The sequence below is a fragment of the Klebsiella sp. FDAARGOS_511 genome, assembly GCF_003812845.1.
Taxonomy (GTDB): domain Bacteria; phylum Pseudomonadota; class Gammaproteobacteria; order Enterobacterales; family Enterobacteriaceae; genus Klebsiella; species Klebsiella grimontii.
Window position 1 is genome coordinate 786,465 of sequence record NZ_CP033824.1, and the last position, 17,022, is coordinate 803,486.

Sequence of the window (17,022 nt, forward strand, 5' to 3'; positions counted from 1 at the left end):
ATTATCAAGGTGGTTCTGTGGTAATTTTTGCTAAAGCCTCTGATGCTAATCGTGTTGTAATAAGCACAATATTAAGCTGATGGCATTGATAATCCTTTAATTATCAAAGACAGACCATACTCAAAAGCGGTATCCGGATGTGGCTTGACCAACGATTCGATATGGGAAATTTCTGCCGGTATTTTTGATAACTTTTTATTATCATTACCGTACGTTCGCGACTGTTCCTCTAATACGCACCCCAAAGTATATTCGCTAATCGCAAGTAATATCATTGCGGCTTCAGCCTCACTGAAACCGGCTCGGACAAGATAAACCAGCTTTGGATAAAAGGTTTCTCCTCCCACCCGGGTCGGCGATGTGCCTGCATGTAACAGAGCGCCGTCCCGATGGGCGAGCAGAGCGCGGCGGAAACTACGTGCGTTATCCGCCAGCCAACTTGTCCATTCCGAAGTTTCTTCGGGCACCGCTAGCGCATGGTGTTTGGCTAAAACAGCTGAAGCCATTTCTTCCAGCAAATTGGCCTTGTTTTTGAAATGCCAGTACAACGTCGCGGATTCCACGCCCAGTTTTTGTGCCAGTTTACGGGTCGTCAACGCTTCCAGACCGACTTCATCTAAGAGAGCTAATGCTGCCTCAATCACCTGATCTCGTTGAATTTTCGCCATGATATTGATCCTGTTGTTAATCCATTTACCCGGGCCAGCGGTCTGTGAAGAGTCATTTTGTCTGACCCCGGCGCCTGACGGAAACTTTAATGCAAATTACTCTATCAATGATAGATAAATTGATCAATGATAGATTTCTTCGCTTATCGTCTGTTAGGGGGCTTTTTATGAATATCCATCAAGACAAGCTGGTCAAGGAAACAACCCATCCGCGACCGACAAATGCCATACCGCCAGTGTTGTGGATGCAGGCAGCCATTATCACGCTGGGAGCTTTTTCCACCATGCTTTCATCAACGATGCTCAGCGCGGCGCTGCCCGCCATGGCCATCGGCCTGGGGGTGCCGGACTCGGCAATACAATGGATAGCAACAGCGTATCTTATGGCCCTTGCGGCAGGCGTTCCGCTGAGCGCCTGGGCCGTCAGACGCTTTGGCGCTACGCAGCTTTGGCTCTATGGGCTGATGTTATTTGCGATTTTCTCGGCAGTTTGCGCCCTTTCCCCGCGTTTCGAGGTGCTGCTTGCCGCAAGGATAATGCAAGGTCTGGCAGGCGGATTACTCGTACCAGCGGGGCAAACTATTCTTGGTCTGGTCGTCGGACGCGAACGCCTGGGGCGGGTCATTGGCACGATTGGCGTCGCCATCGTCATTGCCCCCTTATTGGGGACATCGCTTGGCGCACTCCTGCTTGAAAGCTGCGGATGGCGAGGGTTATTTTGGATCACCGTGCCCTTCTGCCTGTGTGCCTATCTTGCCGGATGGAAGTTGCTTCCCCGTCCGACCATAAAAAATGACAGGCCTCTCTCGTTGGACTGGCTGGGGCTGGCGCTGGTCTTTTGCAGCCTGCCGATACTGATGGAAGGCATGAAAGAGCTCAGCCTGAATAGCGGCAAATATGGCTGGAACGCCATCATGCTCAGCGTGGGCGCCCTGTTCACCTGCTTGTTTATTTATCGCTCTTTGCGCATTGAATCCCCCTTACTTCATCTCGGGCTTTTCAAACATCGGGGCTTCGCTCTATCTGCCATATTGATGACTATCGGCGGCGCGGTGAATTTTGGCGGGCAGTTCCTGCTTCCTCTATATTTCCGCGACGTTTGCCATAAAACACTGGCTGAAGTGGGCTTGCTTCTTACTCCTCAGTTAATCGGTTCGGCGATAGGATTTCCGGTGGCAGGCTACTTTTCTGATAAGCTGGGGCCACGCGCGGTGCTGATCGTGGGCGGCTTACTCGCGGCATTTGCCACCCTGCCGCTGGGGATGATTGATGCGGAGAGTCACTATACGCTTGTGGGTGGCGCAATCGCCGTCAGAGGGTTCGGTTTAGCCCTGGCGACGGTACCCGCTATGGCAGCGGGCATGGCGATGGCTGGCAGCCGTCATGTCGCTGATGCCGCGCCTATTCTTAACATCCTCCAGCGTATTGGCGCGATGGCGGGAACGGCATTGATTACCGCGAGCTACCTCCAATTCGCTCCGACTAATGGGAGCTTAACCGCCTTTCACCACGCCGGATGGATACTTACCGCTGGGGCCGTACTGCTCGCGCTTTGCGCATTTTTTATGGTGAATCATTCCGCTTTAACAACGCAGGAAGAATAAAAGTTTAATCAGAAAATTTATTGTATTCAGACCCGATCCCAACACCTGCGGGTTAAATTTGTAGAGATGGACTTCGTTGCCTGCAAAATAAACAATTCGGAGCGGCTGATAAGCCGTCATGCCGGTCCGCGGCGAAACCGACCGGCATGACGCATTCTCCGTGACTAAATCGCGCCGATCAATCCGCCATCAACCCGAATCACCGCCCCGGTAATGTAGCTGGCAGGCTGGCTTGCCAGAAACGCAGCGGCGGCGCCGTACTCCTGCGGTTCACCGTAGCGCCCGGCCGGAATGCTCATACGACTCTTTTCGGCGACAGCTTCCGCACTGCTGTTTTCCCGTTGCGCCCTGAGTGCGTCCAGCTGCCCCACGCGGTCGGTGGCGATGCGCCCTGGCACCATCACATTCACCGTCACGCCGTCGCCAGCCACTTCACTGGCGAGAGTTTTCGACCAGCCGAGCAGGCTCATGCGCAGCGCGTTCGACAGGGCGAGGCCAGGAATGGGGGTAATCACGCCGGATGACGTGGTGGTAATAATGCGTCCCCAGCCGCGGCTGCGCATGGCGGGCAGGAGTTTATCGGTGAGCTGAATCAACGAGGCGACCATCACTGAAAACTGCTGTTGCCAGACTGCGCCACCTGTCCCCTGCGCCGATGCGGGCGGCGGGCCACCGGAATTGTTGACCAGAATATCGATATCGCCCCACTGCTGGCGAATATCGGCAATCACCGTATCGAACCGCTCCGGGGCGGCCAGATCCAAAGGCCAGGCGCGGGCAGTGCCGCCCGTCTGGGTAATACGCTCCACCGTTTGCGCCAGTTTATCAGCATTGCGGCCGGTGACCGCCACCCTCACGCCTTCCTGCGCCAGCGAAAGAGCAATAGCCTGCCCAAGTCCGCTTCCGGCCCCGCACACCAGCGCCACTCGTTGTTGTATCTGCAAATCCATAAATGCTCCTGATTGTATTTTCAGAAGCAATATGTGCAAGAGCGATGCCAGCTATGCGCGACCGTTTTTGACATTGACCTGGTCAAACGCGTATTGCAGGTGTTTTCTCATCAATTCCGCCGCCTGTTCCTGCTTGTTCTCTCGCAGGGCATCGATGATAGCAACGTGCTCTTCGCACCACTCTTTTACGCGGCGCTTATTGTGATAGCTGCCAAATTCCAGCAAACGGCGCAGCCGGTTTTGTTGCTGGATAGCCTGTAGCACAAACAGATTGCCGCTGGCTTCCGCCAGCAACTCGTGGAATGCAGCGTCGGTTTCGAAAATCTCTTTTGCCGGAACCTGCGTAATGTCCGGGTGGGTAATAAGGCGCAGATGCTGGGCGCGCAGACGTTTAAGCATCTGCCTGTCAACATGCAGGTTAGGTGTCAGCAGCGCCGTCGGTTCAATCATCAGGCGAAAACCGTAGCTGTTGCGCAGGGCGACATCAGAGTTGAGGGTTTGCAGGAAGCGCCAGCCGTGCCCCGCATTACGCGCAATCAGACCATCCTCCGATAGCTTCACCAGTGTACGGGTCAGCACGCCGCGATCGACTTCATAGCGCTGGCTGATTTCAGTCTGGGTAAACGATTCCGGCAGCACGCCCGCAATACGGTCATGGACCAGCTGTTCGTAGAGCTTCTGGTCATTGCTCTTGGACTGCTCAATCTCCAGCAGCTCCAGCTCATTGCTGCGTTTAAGCAGGAAAAATCCCTGGTTTGGACGCGCTTCAACCGCCCCCATTCGGGTCAGTTCTTTTAACCCGGCGCGCACCGGCGTACGCGAAACCCCCAGTGCATCGGCAAGATGTTGCTCGCGTAAATGATGACCTGGATCGAATTTTGCTTCAGATATCAGGTCGAGTATTTGCCGGGCTATCCGGCGACTGCTCGCAGTGGAGTCAGGCTGCATGGAGAACGCTTCCCTGAAATGCATTGTTGTGGTCGATATATACAATATCATGCACAACAAATTGCAGCAAAACAAAGCAAGGACTGCACGATTAACGTGCAATATGCACCAGGATGAGACGCTTTCTTCACATGTGAAATTGTATTTATTGACACATTAAATTCAATTTAGACCTTAACCAGGAGACGACTATGTCCAGCAATTCTTTACTGTTTCGCCACGTGCGTACCTTGATGTTCGCGCTGACCGCCCTCCCGCTGGTGGGCCATGCTGCGGTGGAAACCATCGCCCCGGGCAAGTTGACCTACGGCACGGCGGCGACGTTTATGCCTTTTGAATTTGTGAAAGAGGGCAAGCTCACCGGCTTCGATATCGACCTGATTAACGCGCTAAGCAAAGAGATCCGGCTGACGCCTGCGCCGATGCCGATGGAGTTCAAAGGGCTTATCCCAGCACTGCAAGGGAAACGCCTCGATATCATCAACTCCGCCATGTACGTCAACCCGACCCGTGCCGCGCAGGTCGACTTCGTGCCCTACCTGAAGATCGGCAGCCGCGTGGTGGTGAGCAAAGGTAATCCGGCAAAAATCACCGGACGCGACCTGAGCCTCTGCGGTAAAAATATCGCCGTAACGCTCGGGGGGATCGAAGAGAGCCAGGCCCGGGCAGACAACCAGCGCTGTCTGGACGCCAAAAAACCGGCCATTAACGTCATGACCTTCCCCGCCGCTACCGACTCCGCCGTTGCCGTCTCCCAGGGCCGCGCCGATGCTGAATTCCTCTCCACGCCGGGGACCGTCGCCCTGCTAACCGAAAAAGCGGGCATGTTCGAAGCGGTTGGCGATGAGTTCGAGGCAGATACCCACATCGCGTTTGCCGTGCGTAAAGGCGATAGCGAAACCCAGGCTCTGCTGGAAAAAGGTCTCCAGGGCCTCGTCAAAAATGGCACCTACAAGCAACTGATACAGAAATGGAACTTCCCTGATTCCGTTGCTCTTTTCTAACCCGTCTCGCCATTAACCGGAGAACGCTATGTCGATCGAACTTATGTGGCAGTACTTCCTCTCACCCGAGTTTATTCAGGGTGCCTGGATGACGCTACTGATTACCCTCTGCTCACTGTTGTGTGGCGTGGTGCTGGGCCTGGTGTTGGCGCTATTGCAGGAAGCGCCGTTTCGCGCCGGGAAAGGGCTGGCCTTTTTCTACCTGTGGCTGTTTCGCGGGACGCCGGTGCTGTTCCAGATAATCTTTGTCTACAACGTGCTGCCAGGCTTCGGCTTACGCTTCTCCGCATTTACCTGCGCAGTGCTGGCGCTTTCGCTTAATGAAGGCGCCTACATGGCGGAAATTCTGCGCTCTGGCCTGCAGGCCGTAAAAAGCGGCCAGCGCACTGCCGGCATGGCGCTCGGTATGACCAACGGGCAGATCATGCGAAAAATCGTGCTGCCTCAGGCCGCACGCATCGTTCTGCCGCCGATGGGTAACCAGATGATCAGCATGCTGAAATCGAGCGCGCTGGTCTCGGTTATCGCTGTTCAGGAACTGCTGCTGGTCGCCAACCAGACCGCCAGCGCCAGCTTCCGCTACTTCGAAGCGCTATGCGCCGCAGGCATCTATTACCTGCTGCTCACCAGCCTGTTTATGGTCTTCCAGTCGTGGCTGGAAAGCGTGCTGGATCCCAAACAGCGCCGTAGCAAAAGCCAGAAGCGGCTGAACCGCCTGTTTAAATTACCAAAACCCGCCCGGGAGGAACCATGAGCGAGAAACCGCTGCTGGAGATGATCGGCATTGATAAGACTTTTGGCCGCCAGACCGTGCTCAAGAACTGCTCACTTGAGGTGCAGCGCGGGGAAACCGTGGTACTGATTGGGCCATCGGGCTCGGGGAAATCCACCCTGCTACGCTGCGTCAACATGCTCTCCCCTGCCGACAGCGGCGACGTGTTCTTCGCCAGCCAGCACATCAGCCGCGGCGAAGTGCCGGTGCACAAACTGCGGCAGCGTATTGGCATGGTGTTCCAGAACTACGAGCTGTTCTCGCACCTGACGGCGGCGGAAAACATCATGCTGGCCCCGATGACGGTGCTGGGGATGAACCGCATTGATGCCCGCACGCTGGCGGACAACCTGTTGGCGAAGGTGCGCATCAACGAACGCGCGGACCACTTTCCGGACGAGCTCTCCGGCGGCCAGCAGCAACGCGTGGCGATTGCCCGAGCCCTGGCGATGAAGCCCGAGCTGATGCTCTACGACGAACCCACGTCAGCCCTCGACCCGGAGATGATCCGCGAGGTGCTGGAAGTGATGGCAGAGCTCAGCGCAGAAGGAATGACCAGCATGGTGGTGACCCATGAAATGGGCTTCGCCCGCCGGGCCGCTAACAACATTCTTTTTATGGAAAACGGCGAAATTATCGATCGCGCCAGCACCAACGATTTCTTCGCCGGCCACGTCAGCGACCGCGCGCAGCGCTTCCTGACGCAAATATTACATTAACCACGGAGTTCCTATGTCCAGTTACCAGGTTGACAGCGCGCGTATGAAAAAAGACTTAGCGACGCTGGTTGCCATCAATACGGAGAATCCGCCGGGCCATGAGCGTGAAGCCGCCGAATGTCTGGAAGGCTGGCTGCTGACCGCCGGATTCGACCTCTCCTTTAGCGAATACGCGCCGGGGCGGACCAACGTTATCGCCGTCCTGCACAATGGACCGGGGCCGTGCTTCGCCTTTAACACCCATATCGACACCGTTCCGGCGGGCAGCGGCTGGACCAGCGATCCCTTCACGCTCGCCGAGCGCGATGGGCGCCTGTACGGGCGCGGCGCCTGCGATGCCAAAGGCCCGCTGGTGGCGATGGTTGAAGCCCTGCGTTTGCTGGCCGCCAACCGTCAGCGCTGGTCCGGCACGCTGATGGGCGTGTTCACCGCCGATGAAGAGGTCGCCAGCGAAGGGGCGAAATTCTACGTACGTGATAACCCTCCGGCGATTGATTTCGCGGTGATTGGCGAGCCGACATCGAATGCGACCTTCTCCGCTCACAAAGGCAGCTTGCGTCCTCGCGTGCGGGTAAAAGGCGTCACCGCGCACTCCGGCACGCCGGAGCTCGGGGTTAACGCCATTTACCAGTCCGCGCGCCTTTTAGGGCTGATTGAAGAGGCCCACCACCAGCAGGTGCGTTGCCGCTGCCACGATCTGGTCGGTAACGCCAGCCTGACGGTGACCCGCATCCACGGCGGGCATGCGGACAACGTGGTGCCCGACAGCTGTGAGCTACTGCTTGACCGCCGCATGGTCCCGGGTGAAGACGAAGAGGTCGTCAAGGCCGAACTGCAACAGCTACTCGACCACGCGTACGCTCATGCGGGCGTGGAAGCCGAAATTATCGCCTGGCAGCCCACCACCGGTGGCGCGACGCAAACCGACAGCAGCGAAGCCATTGTCGAGCAAAGCCTTGCCGCCTGCCGCCGTCACGGACAGAGCGAGCCTGGCCCGTTTGGTTTTCAGGGCGGCTGCGATCTGGTGCATTTCCGTTCGCTGGGCGCAAAGGGCGTGGTCATTGGCCCCGGCTCACTGGCCGTGGCGCACAAGCCCGATGAATTCGTCCCCGTCGATGAGTTTATCGCCGCGGCAGATATCTATCTCGATATTGCGCTCGCCATGCTGCCGCCGGAGCCCGGTTTATGAAAGCGCAGCTCTTTCGGGGAGAGCTGCATTATACCGGTGTGACGCTGCATACCGCCGCCTCTGGCCCGGTGACGGCGCTCGACACGGTCTGGCTGCGTCTGGAAGACCAGGGCGTGACGGGGGTTGGCGAAGTACGGCTCAATATTCGATACCTGCATGGCTATAGCGAAGAGCAGGTGCTGAACAACCTGCTTCAAATCCTCAGCCGTTGGGACTGGCGCCGGCAGCCCGCGGCGCTACTTGCCGCGCTGGATGATGAGGACCACACGCTGCTGCCGCCGTCACGCATGGTGCTGGATATGGCATTGCACGATCTGCTGGCGCGGCAGGAGGGAGTAAGCGTTGCCGCCTGGCTGGGGGCGCAAGCGGGCCTGCCCGCCTGGCGCACCAATCAAACCCTGTTCTGGAGCAGCGAGTCGCGGATGCTGGAGCAGGCGCAGCGCTATGTCGATCGCGGTTTCACCGAGCTGAAGTTACGCACGGGCGTAGCGGATTTCGCCACCGACCTGGCCCGCCTGCAAAGGCTGCGTCTGCGGTTTGGCCAGCAGATTTCGCTGGCAATTGACGTCAACGGCCAGTGGTCGCTGGCGCAGGCTCACGCGGCGTTCCCTTATCTGCGCGAGCTGAATCTCAGCTATATCGAACAGCCGTTAAGCCCGGTATACGACAGCCAGCTTGCGGAACTGTACGGTTACGGCATCCCGATCATGCTCGACGAAAGCCTCAATAGCGACGCAGCCATTACCCGGCTGATTGCTGCCAAAGGCGCGCTATGGGGGCATCTCAAGCTGGTGAAATTGGGTGGCCTCGCTCCGACGCTTGTCGCCGCCAACCGTCTGCGGCTCGCCGACGTGCCGTTCATGATTGGTCAGATGAATGAAGGCCATGCCGCCACCGCCGCCGCGCTCCAGCTGTGCCGTGTGGTGCAACCGGCATTTGCCGAACTGTATGGCGCCGATGGATTAACCGACGATCCCGTCTGCGGGCTGGAATACCGCAATGGCATGGTCGCCGTTAAAGACTCTCCCGGTCTGGGCGTGCAGTTCGATGCCGCGCGGGCCAACTTACTCCAGGAGTTTAACGATGCAAGATGTTAACAATGTGATTCAGGGCAGCGAGTCCGCCTTTCGCGCCGACGAATATGCGCAGCGCATTCGACGTACCCGCGAACGCTTAAGCCGCGCGGGCGTGGACGTGATGATCGTGACCGGACCGGAAAACATTTTCTGGCTTACCGGTCAGCAAACACCGGGCTATTACACCTTTCAGGCGCTGCTGCTGCCGGTAGAAGGGGATCCGGTCTTTGTGATTCGCCAGCTCGAATACTTTAACTTTATCGCCAACACCTTTATTTCAGACGCCGCCATCTACCAGGATGGCGATAACCCGGTGGATTTTCTGGTGGGCATGCTGCAACAGCGCGGCTGGCTCAATAAGCGCATTGGGCTGGATAAACGCGGCTGGTTCCTGCCGATTGCCGTCTATGAAGCCCTGCAGGCGAAGCTCGGCGCTATTGCCGATACGGCTGGCGTCATCGAACCGCTGCGCGCGGTGAAATCGGCTGCGGAGGTGGAAAAAATCGCCGCCGCGGCGCGCTATGTCGATGCGGGCATGCGCGCCGGAATGGCGGCGATTCGCAGCGGCGCAGACGAAAACGCGCTGGTCTCGGCGATGATGGGGGCCGCCATTGCCGCCGGTTCCGAGTATGTCGGCATGGAACCGCTGGTCTCGACCGGCCCGCGCAGCGGCGTGCCGCACGGCACATGGCGACGTCGGGTGATGCAGGATAACGACCCGGTCTTCCTGGAGATGTCCGCCGCCCACGATCGCTACCACGCCGCGATGATGCGCTCCGCCTGGCTGGGCCGGCCGCCCGCTATCGCCATCGAAATGGAAAAAGTTTGTCAGGAAGCCCTGCAGGCCGCCCTCGACGCCATTCGTCCGGGCGCCACCTGCGAAGCGCCGCACCTGGCCTGCCAGAAGGTGATCGACCGCGCCGGATTCACCGAAAACTTCAAAAAACGCACCGGTTACGCCATCGGTATCGCCTTCGCGCCGGACTGGGGCGAAGGCGGCATTCTCAGCCTGTACAGCGGCGTCACCACCGAGCTGCAGCCTGGCATGACCTTCCACATCCCGCCGGCCCTGCGTATCTACGGTCAATTCACCGTCGGCGTCAGCGAAACCGTGGTGGTGACTGAAACCGGATATCGCCAGCTGGGTTCCCTGGCTCGCCCATTAACACTGCTGTAAGGAAAGAAAGATGAAAGATATCAATGAGTGCCGTGAACGCCTGCGCGGTATTTTCAACATTACCGTCACCCCGTTCGACGCCAGCGGCGCGATCGACTACCCGGCGTTGCGTGAAAACATCGAACGCGTGATTGGTCTGGGCTATGACGGCCTGCTGATTGGCGGCACCTACGGCGAGTTCCCGGTAATGACCGTCGAAGAACGCCGCGAACTGTTTCATGAAGTGATGGCCTGCGTGGATGACCGCGTGGCGGTGATGCTATGCAGCGCCAGTTCCGATCCGCGCGACGCCCGCGAGCTGACCGTTCTGGCAAGCGAGCTGGGTGGCCTGCCGATGGTCACCGCGCCCTTTGTTAGCGAAATCACTGACGAACAGATCGTCAGCTACTTCAATGAGATGGCACCGTTATCTAAAACCGGCATTCTGGTGTACAACGCGCCGGGTATCGGCATTACCCTCTCCCCGGCGCTGCTGGAACGGCTGGCAGAGATCCCGAACGTGGTCGGCATCAAACAGGGCGATCTCAACCCCACCGCCATCGACCAGATTGCCAACCGCCTGCGCGGGCGTTTGCGTTTGTTCTGCGCCTCCGATCTGGCTTTCCTCGGACCGATGATGGCCGGGTTTGATGGCATCAGCACGACCAACAGCGGCGCGCTGCCGGAGCTGATCGTCAATACCTTCCGCGCCGTGGAACGGGGCGACGCCGCCACCGCCCGCGATTTGCATCAGCTGTGGTACGCGTATCGGGCGCTGGCGCGCAAACACGGTCAGCCGCAGCTGGTGAAAGCGGCGATGGCGCTGCGCGGCTTTAACGGCGGCACCGTACGCGCACCGTTAAAACCGATCGGCGACGCGGCGCTGGCAGAGCTGACCCGCGTCATGCAGGCGCTTGCCAGCGACCGTCGCAGCGGAGTTACGCTGGCGCGTTAAGCGCCGCCTGTAGGAAGGCGACGAACAGCGGATGGGGCGCATCCGGGCGGGACATCAGTTCCGGATGCCCCTGAACTCCGTGCCAGAACGGCAGCTCAGGCTGGGAAACGGCCTGCACTATACCGTCGCTTTGCGCGCTCACGCGGACCCCGCCGGGAGACAGCGCTGGCAATAAGTCGGGGTTAAAGCAGTAGCGATGGTTGTAGTGCATTTCGCGGATATCGCCGGGGATAAGCCCCGAGGAAAAAGGAAATACGCCGCAGCGGTGACGGCCATCGGCAAAGGGAACAAAGCTGTGCAGAGCTTCATCGGGGGCGACTTCCGCGGGAATGGCCGATTCGAAACCCGGGCTACGGCGCACGGCTGCGGTCATCATGCTCTGCATTCCCAGGCACAGCCCCAGCGTTGGCTGCCCGCGGGCCAGGGTCTGTTCCGCCACGCGGATTTGTCCGTTGACCGCCGCCATGGACGAACCGCCAGGCAGCACTACGCCCTGGAAGAGGTGAAGTTCGTGTAACCCAGCGGACAGACTGACTGGCGCGAAGAAATGGACATCAAGGTTCAGCCCCAGGGACGCCGCCGCATCGCCCAGTGAGCCGAGCGTGGCGGGATAGACCAGACGGTGGTCCGCCTCGCGGCCAATCAACGCGATGCGCAAGGACGCGCCGGCAGACGACGACACGCCGCTATCCCAGCGGCCATAGCGGTCGGCGGTGAGATCTAACAGCGTGTGTTGCCCGTCGCTGAGCGTCAGGCGATGGCGGCTGTCATCGCTGTAAAGCCGCTGGCCCGGCAGGTCGGCGATAAGCGACGCCTGCGAGGACGCCAGCACAATGACGACGTCTGATGACGGCAGGCGGGCGATATCGCGCACCTCTTCACGCAGCGTATCGCTGCGCCAGAGGCCGCTGGTCACGCAGTACCCTGCACGAATAACGTGCTGGTGGCTATCGGGCACATCCCCGGCGAAGTTGGGGCGAAGGCTCCATAGGGGCAACCCAAGACGATTAGCCCACAGGCTGGCGGTAATACCGTAGCGGGCGGGGGCGGAGCTGTTATCGAGAATAAAGATCGGTGACACGGCGAGTTTCCTGCTGATGTTGGGTACCTAATTGTATTAATTGAATCATTAGATACAAAAGAGGATTTATGAATAACAGTCAAATCGCCCGTCGTATGCGATCCGTACGGCCTTCTCCAACCGCGGCCATTTCTGACCAGGTACGGGTACTGGAAGCCGCAGGCAAGCAGGTTATCAACCTGGGCGAAGGGGAACTGGATTTTGCTACCCCGCCCCATATTAGCTATGCGGGCATTGAAGCTATCGTACATCACCAGACTAAGTATACCGCCGTTTCCGGCACCGCAGCGTTAAAGTCGGCGATTGCCGCCAAGTTCGCGCGCGACAACCAGCTGCACTACCGCCCGGAGGAGATCATCGCCGGGAGCGGCGCCAAGCAGCTCATTTTCAATGCCTTTCTGGCAACCCTGGACGTCGGGCAGCAGGTGATTATTCCCGCCCCCTACTGGGTCTCCTACCCGGATATGGTCTCTCTGGCCGACGGTGAACCGGTGATTGTGCCCTGTGATGAACAACACGGCTGGAAGCTGACGCCGGAACAACTGGCCGCAGCCCTCACCCCGTCAACGCGCTGGTTGATCCTCAATTCGCCGGGCAACCCGACCGGGGCGATTTACAGCGAACCGGAGCTGCGCGCGCTGGCAGACGTGCTGGCGGACTACCCGCAGGTGCTGGTGATGGCCGACGACATTTATGAGCCGCTGCGTTACGACAATACCCCGTTCACCACGTTTGCTCAGGCCGCGCCGCAGCTGGTTTCGCGCACGCTGACGGTGAACGGCGTGTCCAAAAGCCACGCCATGACCGGCTGGCGTCTGGGCTATGCGGGTGGGCCGCAGTGGCTGATTGCCGCCATGCAGATCCTGCAATCACAAAGCACGTCCAATCCCAGCAGTATTTCACAGGCGGCGGCGGTCGCGGCCCTTAACCATTCGGCGGATTTCTTCGACGGCTGGCTGCACAGGTTGGATAAACGTCGCCAGCAGGTGCTGGGGATGATTGCCGCCACCGAGGGCCTGAGCGCTTGCATCCCCCAGGGCGCATTCTATGTCTTTGCCAACTGCCAGCAGCTTATTGGGCGGGTGACCCCTGGCGGCGAAACCCTCTACGACGACAGCGGGCTGGCGAACTGGCTGTTAGAACACACTCAGGTGGCCGTGTTACACGGGTCCGCGTTCGGCATGCCGGGGTATTTACGTATTGCCTACGCGGTAGAAGATGGGCTGCTGACGCTGGCCTGTCAGCGGATTACCGAAGCCTGCGCGCAGCTGCGTTAGGGACAGGTTGAGGCAGCGTTTACCTACGCGGGCGCTGCCTCAACGCTTAATCTGGATAATGGCGCAACAGAAAGTGTATAAAACGAAAAACCCCGAGCTATTTAATAGCTCGGGGTTTATATTTGGCGGAAGCGTAGAGATTCGAACTCTAGAACCCTTTCGGGTCGCCGGTTTTCAAGACCGGTGCCTTCAACCGCTCGGCCACGCTTCCAATGAGGCGCACTATAAACACCTCTGTTCCGGCTGTAAAGCACCAATTTATTCAACTGCCTTAAAATTAAACAAAAACTCGTTATTCGTCTGAAATTCAGGCAGTTTGCGCAGATTTTCAGCGCAAACTGCCCTCTGCGGGTTAATGTTTTTTGATATACATATCTTTGCTGTAGTAATACCCCAGCTTATCCGGCGTAAATCCGCCTACCCATGGCTTGACCAGATGGGTGCGCACATAGTGGTAGACCGGAATCGCCGGGACATCCTGCCCTAACAAATCCTCCGCCTGCTGGTAGAACTTGCCCCGCGCCATCGTGTCAGAAGCTTTTGCCGCATTGCGCAGCGCCTCATCGTAGGCCGGGTTGCTGTATTGGCTGGTATTTTCACTGTCGCCGGTGCGGAAGTTGTTGAGAAACGTCGCTGCATCGTCGTAGTCAGCGATCCACGCGTAGCGCACGGCGTCAAAATTATGCGTATGCATGGTGTCGAGCATGGTCTTCCACTCCTGGTTTTGCAGCTTCGCCTCCACGCCAAGATTCTTTTTCCACATCGAGCTGGCGGCTATGGCAATTCGCTGGTGAGATTCGGATGTGTTATAGAGCAGATTAAAGACCAGCGGGTGTGACTCGTTATACCCGGCCTCGCTCAGCAGCTTTTTCGCCTCGGCGATACGCTTATCGCGCGGCCAGTTGGCGTACTCGGGATTGTGCAGCTCTACCCCGCCGATGTCAGGCTGGCTGATAAGCCAGGCCGGACGCTGTCCCTGCCCCAGCACCTTCTCCGCGATAATGTCTTTATCGAGAGCCATATTGAGCGCCCGTCGTACGCGGGAGTCGTTAAACGGCGGCCGGGTGGTGTTGAATTCGTAATAGTAGGTGGCCAGCTGCGGTGAAACATCCAGCTGATCGCCCATGGTTTTTTTGAGCTGGGCAAACTGATTAATCGGCACCGTATACACGATGTCGATCTCTCCCGCCTTATAGCGGTTGACGTCGGCGGTTTCAGAACTTATCGGCAGGTAGGTCACCTTATTGATGACCGTATGCGCGTTATCCCAGTAGCGCGGATTGCGCTCGGCCACAATGCGCTCATTCACCACCCACTGCGACAGCTTATAGGGCCCGCTGGTCACCATATGCTCCGGTTTGGTCCACTTGTCGCCGTAGCGCGATATCAGCACTTTATCGAGCGGAACCAGAGACGGGTGCGCCAACATCGCCAAAAACGCGGCATTCGGCTGAGTTAAGGTCACCACAAGGGTGGCATCATCCAGCGCCTTGACGCCCAGCGTCTCGGGCGCTTTTTTGCCCTGCGCTATCTCTGCGCCGTTGACGATATGCATATTGCCGGGGTAGCTCGCGTAAGGGGACGCAGTAAGCGGCGACACCAGACGCTGCCAGCTCCAGACGATATCCTGCGCCGTAATCGCCGTACCGTCGGACCAGGTCACTCCGGGGCGCAGGTGGAACGTCCAGACGGTGTTGTCTTTATTCTCCCACTTCTCCGCCAGCCGGGGCTCAATCTCTCCTGTTGGCGATACGCTGACCAGCCCCTCGAAAAGATCGCTGATAATGTTGTTTTCAACGTCGCTTTCCACTTTATGCGGATCCAGCGATGACGGCTCGCTGCCGTTATTTCTGACCAGCTCCTGCTTCTCGGCCAGCACCGTTCCCGGCGGCACCTGAGCGGCCAGCGTCGGAATAGCCATGGAGAACAGGCCGATGGTCAGTAGTACGCGTGTGATGTGATTATATTTTTGTGATTTCATATCCCTTGCCTTTGTTACGCTTCGTTTGTACCCTCTCCAGAGTTAGCCGCAGAATGGATATAACGCAATATTTTTCAGTGAGTTATCAGATTTCGATCTGACTTCCGAAGGCGAACAAACAAACATACTGTGTATTTTTGTTTTTCTGGAATTAAATGCTGCATTCAGCCCGTAGCCCTTGAGTAAAGATGGGTAAAAGCACTATGGCTTCGGCCTTGATTTTTTTATGCTTCGTTATTAATTACATCTGTCATAAGAGAGTGACTCATGGATCGTATCATTACATCGTCGCGTGACCGTTCATCGCTGCTTAGCACGCACAAAGTTCTGCGGAACACCTATTTCCTGCTTAGCCTGACGCTGGCATTTTCGGCCATTACGGCGACGGCCAGCACCGTGTTGATGCTGCCTTCTCCGGGTCTGATTCTGACGCTGGTCGGTATGTACGGCCTGATGTTCCTGACCTATAAAACGGCGAATAAGCCAACGGGTATCATTTCCGCGTTCGCCTTTACCGGTTTTCTGGGCTATATCCTGGGGCCAATGCTTAACGCCTACCTGTCTGCGGGCATGGGAGACTTAATCGGCCTGGCGCTGGGCGGTACCGCACTGGTGTTCTTCTGCTGCTCGGCCTACGTGCTGACCACCCGTAAAGATATGTCCTTCCTCGGCGGCATGCTGATGGCGGGCGTGGTGGTCGTGCTGATCGGTATGGTCGCCAACATTTTCCTGCAGCTGCCGGCCTTGCATCTGGCCATCAGCGCGGTGTTTATCCTCATCTCTTCAGGCGCGATTCTGTTTGAGACCAGCAATATCATCCGCGGCGGTGAAACCAACTACATCCGCGCGACCGTTAGCCTGTACGTCTCGCTGTACAACATCTTCGTCAGCCTGCTGAGCATCCTTGGCTTCGCCAGCAGAGACTAATTCTCTCCCCCGGTTGTTCTGAGGCCCCGCTTATGCGGGGCCTTATTTTTTGCTACACTGCCGCCATTTTCAGCGGTATGTGAAGAATCATGTTTATCTTTGACGGTAATGAAATAGAGACCGATAGCGAAGGCTATCTGAAGGACACAACCCAGTGGAACGAAGCGATGGCGGCCGTTATCGCCGAGCAGGAGGGCATCAGCCTTTCCGTTGAACACTGGGAAGTGGTGCGCTTTGTGCGCGACTTTTATCTGGAATTCAACACCTCACCGGCGATTCGTATGCTGGTGAAGGCGATGGCGAACAAGTTCGGCGAAGAAAAAGGCAACAGCCGCTATCTCTACCGCCTGTTTCCGAAAGGCCCGGCTAAGCAGGCGACAAAAATCGCCGGTCTGCCCAAGCCGGTAAAGTGCATCTAATACAAAATGGCGAATTTTTGCCACTCTCTGGTGGGCTGATGGGGCTCGGTCAGAACCCTGTCAACTCGCGCGCTGCGCGGCCCGCCGGCTTTCAGCCAGGCGATAAGCTTCTCCACCTGTTCAGCCTCTCCGCAGGCCAGCACTTCCACGCCGCCGTCGTCGAGATTGCGTGCGTATCCGGTTAATCCAAGCTGCAGCGCCTCGCGCTGGGTCGAATAGCGAAACCCGACGCCCTGAACGGAGCCGTATACCCACGCCATCGTGCAAACCGTTGCCATATTCTCTCTCCTTTCCGG

Annotated in this window: 17 protein-coding genes and 1 tRNA gene; 11 read left to right on the top strand and 7 right to left on the bottom strand. The window is 57.9% G+C overall.

What is annotated here, in order from left to right:
• Positions 1 to 71: 71 nt before the first annotated feature.
• A complete protein-coding gene (locus EGY08_RS05040; RefSeq protein WP_004131099.1) occupies positions 72 to 668 on the bottom strand; it encodes a TetR/AcrR family transcriptional regulator C-terminal domain-containing protein in 597 nt (198 codons plus the stop codon).
• A gap of 167 nt (positions 669 to 835) precedes the next feature.
• Here EGY08_RS05040 and EGY08_RS05045 point away from each other — a divergent pair, with 167 nt between their 5' ends.
• Positions 836 to 2,272, top strand: coding sequence for a DHA2 family efflux MFS transporter permease subunit (locus tag EGY08_RS05045; protein ID WP_087828870.1), 1,437 nt, complete (start codon positions 836 to 838; stop codon positions 2,270 to 2,272).
• A gap of 164 nt (positions 2,273 to 2,436) precedes the next feature.
• Here the strand turns inward: EGY08_RS05045 and EGY08_RS05050 are convergent, their stop codons facing one another.
• Both EGY08_RS05050 and EGY08_RS05055 read right to left on the bottom strand, forming a co-directional pair.
• Complete coding sequence (locus tag EGY08_RS05050; RefSeq protein ID WP_004131095.1) at positions 2,437 to 3,222, bottom strand: SDR family oxidoreductase; 786 nt, start codon at positions 3,220 to 3,222, stop codon at positions 2,437 to 2,439.
• 51 nt (positions 3,223 to 3,273) lie between these two features.
• Entirely contained in the window at positions 3,274 to 4,170 is an 897-nt protein-coding gene (locus EGY08_RS05055; RefSeq protein ID WP_004131078.1) for a GntR family transcriptional regulator, read from the bottom strand.
• Between the two features lie 191 nt (positions 4,171 to 4,361).
• On the opposite strand from EGY08_RS05055, the gene EGY08_RS05060 reads away from it, so the two are divergent.
• Genes EGY08_RS05060 through EGY08_RS05090 form a run of 7 tightly spaced genes read left to right on the top strand, consistent with a single transcriptional unit; the run spans position 4,362 to position 11,041 of the window.
• Complete coding sequence (locus EGY08_RS05060; RefSeq protein WP_004131076.1) at positions 4,362 to 5,174, top strand: ABC transporter substrate-binding protein; 813 nt, start codon at positions 4,362 to 4,364, stop codon at positions 5,172 to 5,174.
• A gap of 28 nt (positions 5,175 to 5,202) precedes the next feature.
• The gene (locus EGY08_RS05065; RefSeq protein WP_004131075.1) at positions 5,203 to 5,928 is read left to right on the top strand and encodes an amino acid ABC transporter permease; all 726 of its coding nucleotides are present in this window, start codon (positions 5,203 to 5,205) and stop codon (positions 5,926 to 5,928) included.
• Positions 5,925 to 6,665: an amino acid ABC transporter ATP-binding protein gene (locus EGY08_RS05070; protein ID WP_049112763.1), complete on the top strand. Its 741-nt coding sequence runs from the start codon at positions 5,925 to 5,927 to the stop codon at positions 6,663 to 6,665. The genes EGY08_RS05065 and EGY08_RS05070 overlap by 4 nt, the downstream gene beginning before the upstream one ends.
• 13 nt (positions 6,666 to 6,678) lie before the next feature.
• Positions 6,679 to 7,854, top strand: coding sequence for a M20 family metallopeptidase (locus EGY08_RS05075; protein ID WP_004131071.1), 1,176 nt, complete (start codon positions 6,679 to 6,681; stop codon positions 7,852 to 7,854).
• Positions 7,851 to 8,951 carry a mandelate racemase/muconate lactonizing enzyme family protein gene (locus EGY08_RS05080; RefSeq protein ID WP_049123080.1) on the top strand — a complete coding sequence of 367 codons (1,101 nt, stop codon included), beginning with the start codon at positions 7,851 to 7,853 and terminating at the stop codon, positions 8,949 to 8,951. The genes EGY08_RS05075 and EGY08_RS05080 overlap by 4 nt, the downstream gene beginning before the upstream one ends.
• The gene (locus tag EGY08_RS05085; RefSeq protein ID WP_004131067.1) at positions 8,938 to 10,107 is read left to right on the top strand and encodes a M24 family metallopeptidase; all 1,170 of its coding nucleotides are present in this window, start codon (positions 8,938 to 8,940) and stop codon (positions 10,105 to 10,107) included. The genes EGY08_RS05080 and EGY08_RS05085 overlap by 14 nt, the downstream gene beginning before the upstream one ends.
• Positions 10,108 to 10,117: 10 nt before the next feature.
• Positions 10,118 to 11,041, top strand: a complete 924-nt coding sequence (locus EGY08_RS05090; RefSeq protein WP_049123361.1) for a dihydrodipicolinate synthase family protein — start codon at positions 10,118 to 10,120, stop codon at positions 11,039 to 11,041.
• Here EGY08_RS05090 and EGY08_RS05095 read toward each other — a convergent pair.
• Positions 11,025 to 12,122, bottom strand: coding sequence for a glutamine amidotransferase-related protein (locus tag EGY08_RS05095; RefSeq protein ID WP_123828292.1), 1,098 nt, complete (start codon positions 12,120 to 12,122; stop codon positions 11,025 to 11,027). The two genes, EGY08_RS05090 and EGY08_RS05095, sit on opposite strands and share 17 nt — an antisense overlap.
• A 68-nt stretch (positions 12,123 to 12,190) precedes the next feature.
• On the opposite strand from EGY08_RS05095, the gene EGY08_RS05100 reads away from it, so the two are divergent.
• Positions 12,191 to 13,399 carry a pyridoxal phosphate-dependent aminotransferase gene (locus EGY08_RS05100; protein ID WP_123828293.1) on the top strand — a complete coding sequence of 403 codons (1,209 nt, stop codon included), beginning with the start codon at positions 12,191 to 12,193 and terminating at the stop codon, positions 13,397 to 13,399.
• A 123-nt stretch (positions 13,400 to 13,522) separates the two neighbouring features.
• On the opposite strand, the gene EGY08_RS05105 is transcribed toward EGY08_RS05100, so the two are convergent.
• Both EGY08_RS05105 and EGY08_RS05110 read right to left on the bottom strand, forming a co-directional pair.
• Positions 13,523 to 13,610, bottom strand: a tRNA-Ser gene (locus tag EGY08_RS05105).
• Between the two features lie 141 nt (positions 13,611 to 13,751).
• Positions 13,752 to 15,380, bottom strand: coding sequence for an ABC transporter substrate-binding protein (locus EGY08_RS05110; protein WP_087828862.1), 1,629 nt, complete (start codon positions 15,378 to 15,380; stop codon positions 13,752 to 13,754).
• Positions 15,381 to 15,647: 267 nt separating this feature from the next.
• Here EGY08_RS05110 and yccA point away from each other — a divergent pair, with 267 nt between their 5' ends.
• Both yccA and tusE read left to right on the top strand, forming a co-directional pair.
• Positions 15,648 to 16,307, top strand: coding sequence for an FtsH protease modulator YccA (gene yccA, locus EGY08_RS05115; RefSeq protein ID WP_004100829.1), 660 nt, complete (start codon positions 15,648 to 15,650; stop codon positions 16,305 to 16,307).
• A gap of 89 nt (positions 16,308 to 16,396) precedes the next feature.
• Complete coding sequence (tusE, locus tag EGY08_RS05120; RefSeq protein ID WP_004131058.1) at positions 16,397 to 16,726, top strand: sulfurtransferase TusE; 330 nt, start codon at positions 16,397 to 16,399, stop codon at positions 16,724 to 16,726.
• Here tusE and yccX read toward each other — a convergent pair.
• A complete protein-coding gene (gene yccX, locus EGY08_RS05125) occupies positions 16,723 to 17,004 on the bottom strand; it encodes an acylphosphatase (protein WP_004131057.1) in 282 nt (93 codons plus the stop codon). The genes tusE and yccX overlap by 4 nt on opposite strands.
• Between the last annotated feature and the right edge of the window lie 18 nt (positions 17,005 to 17,022).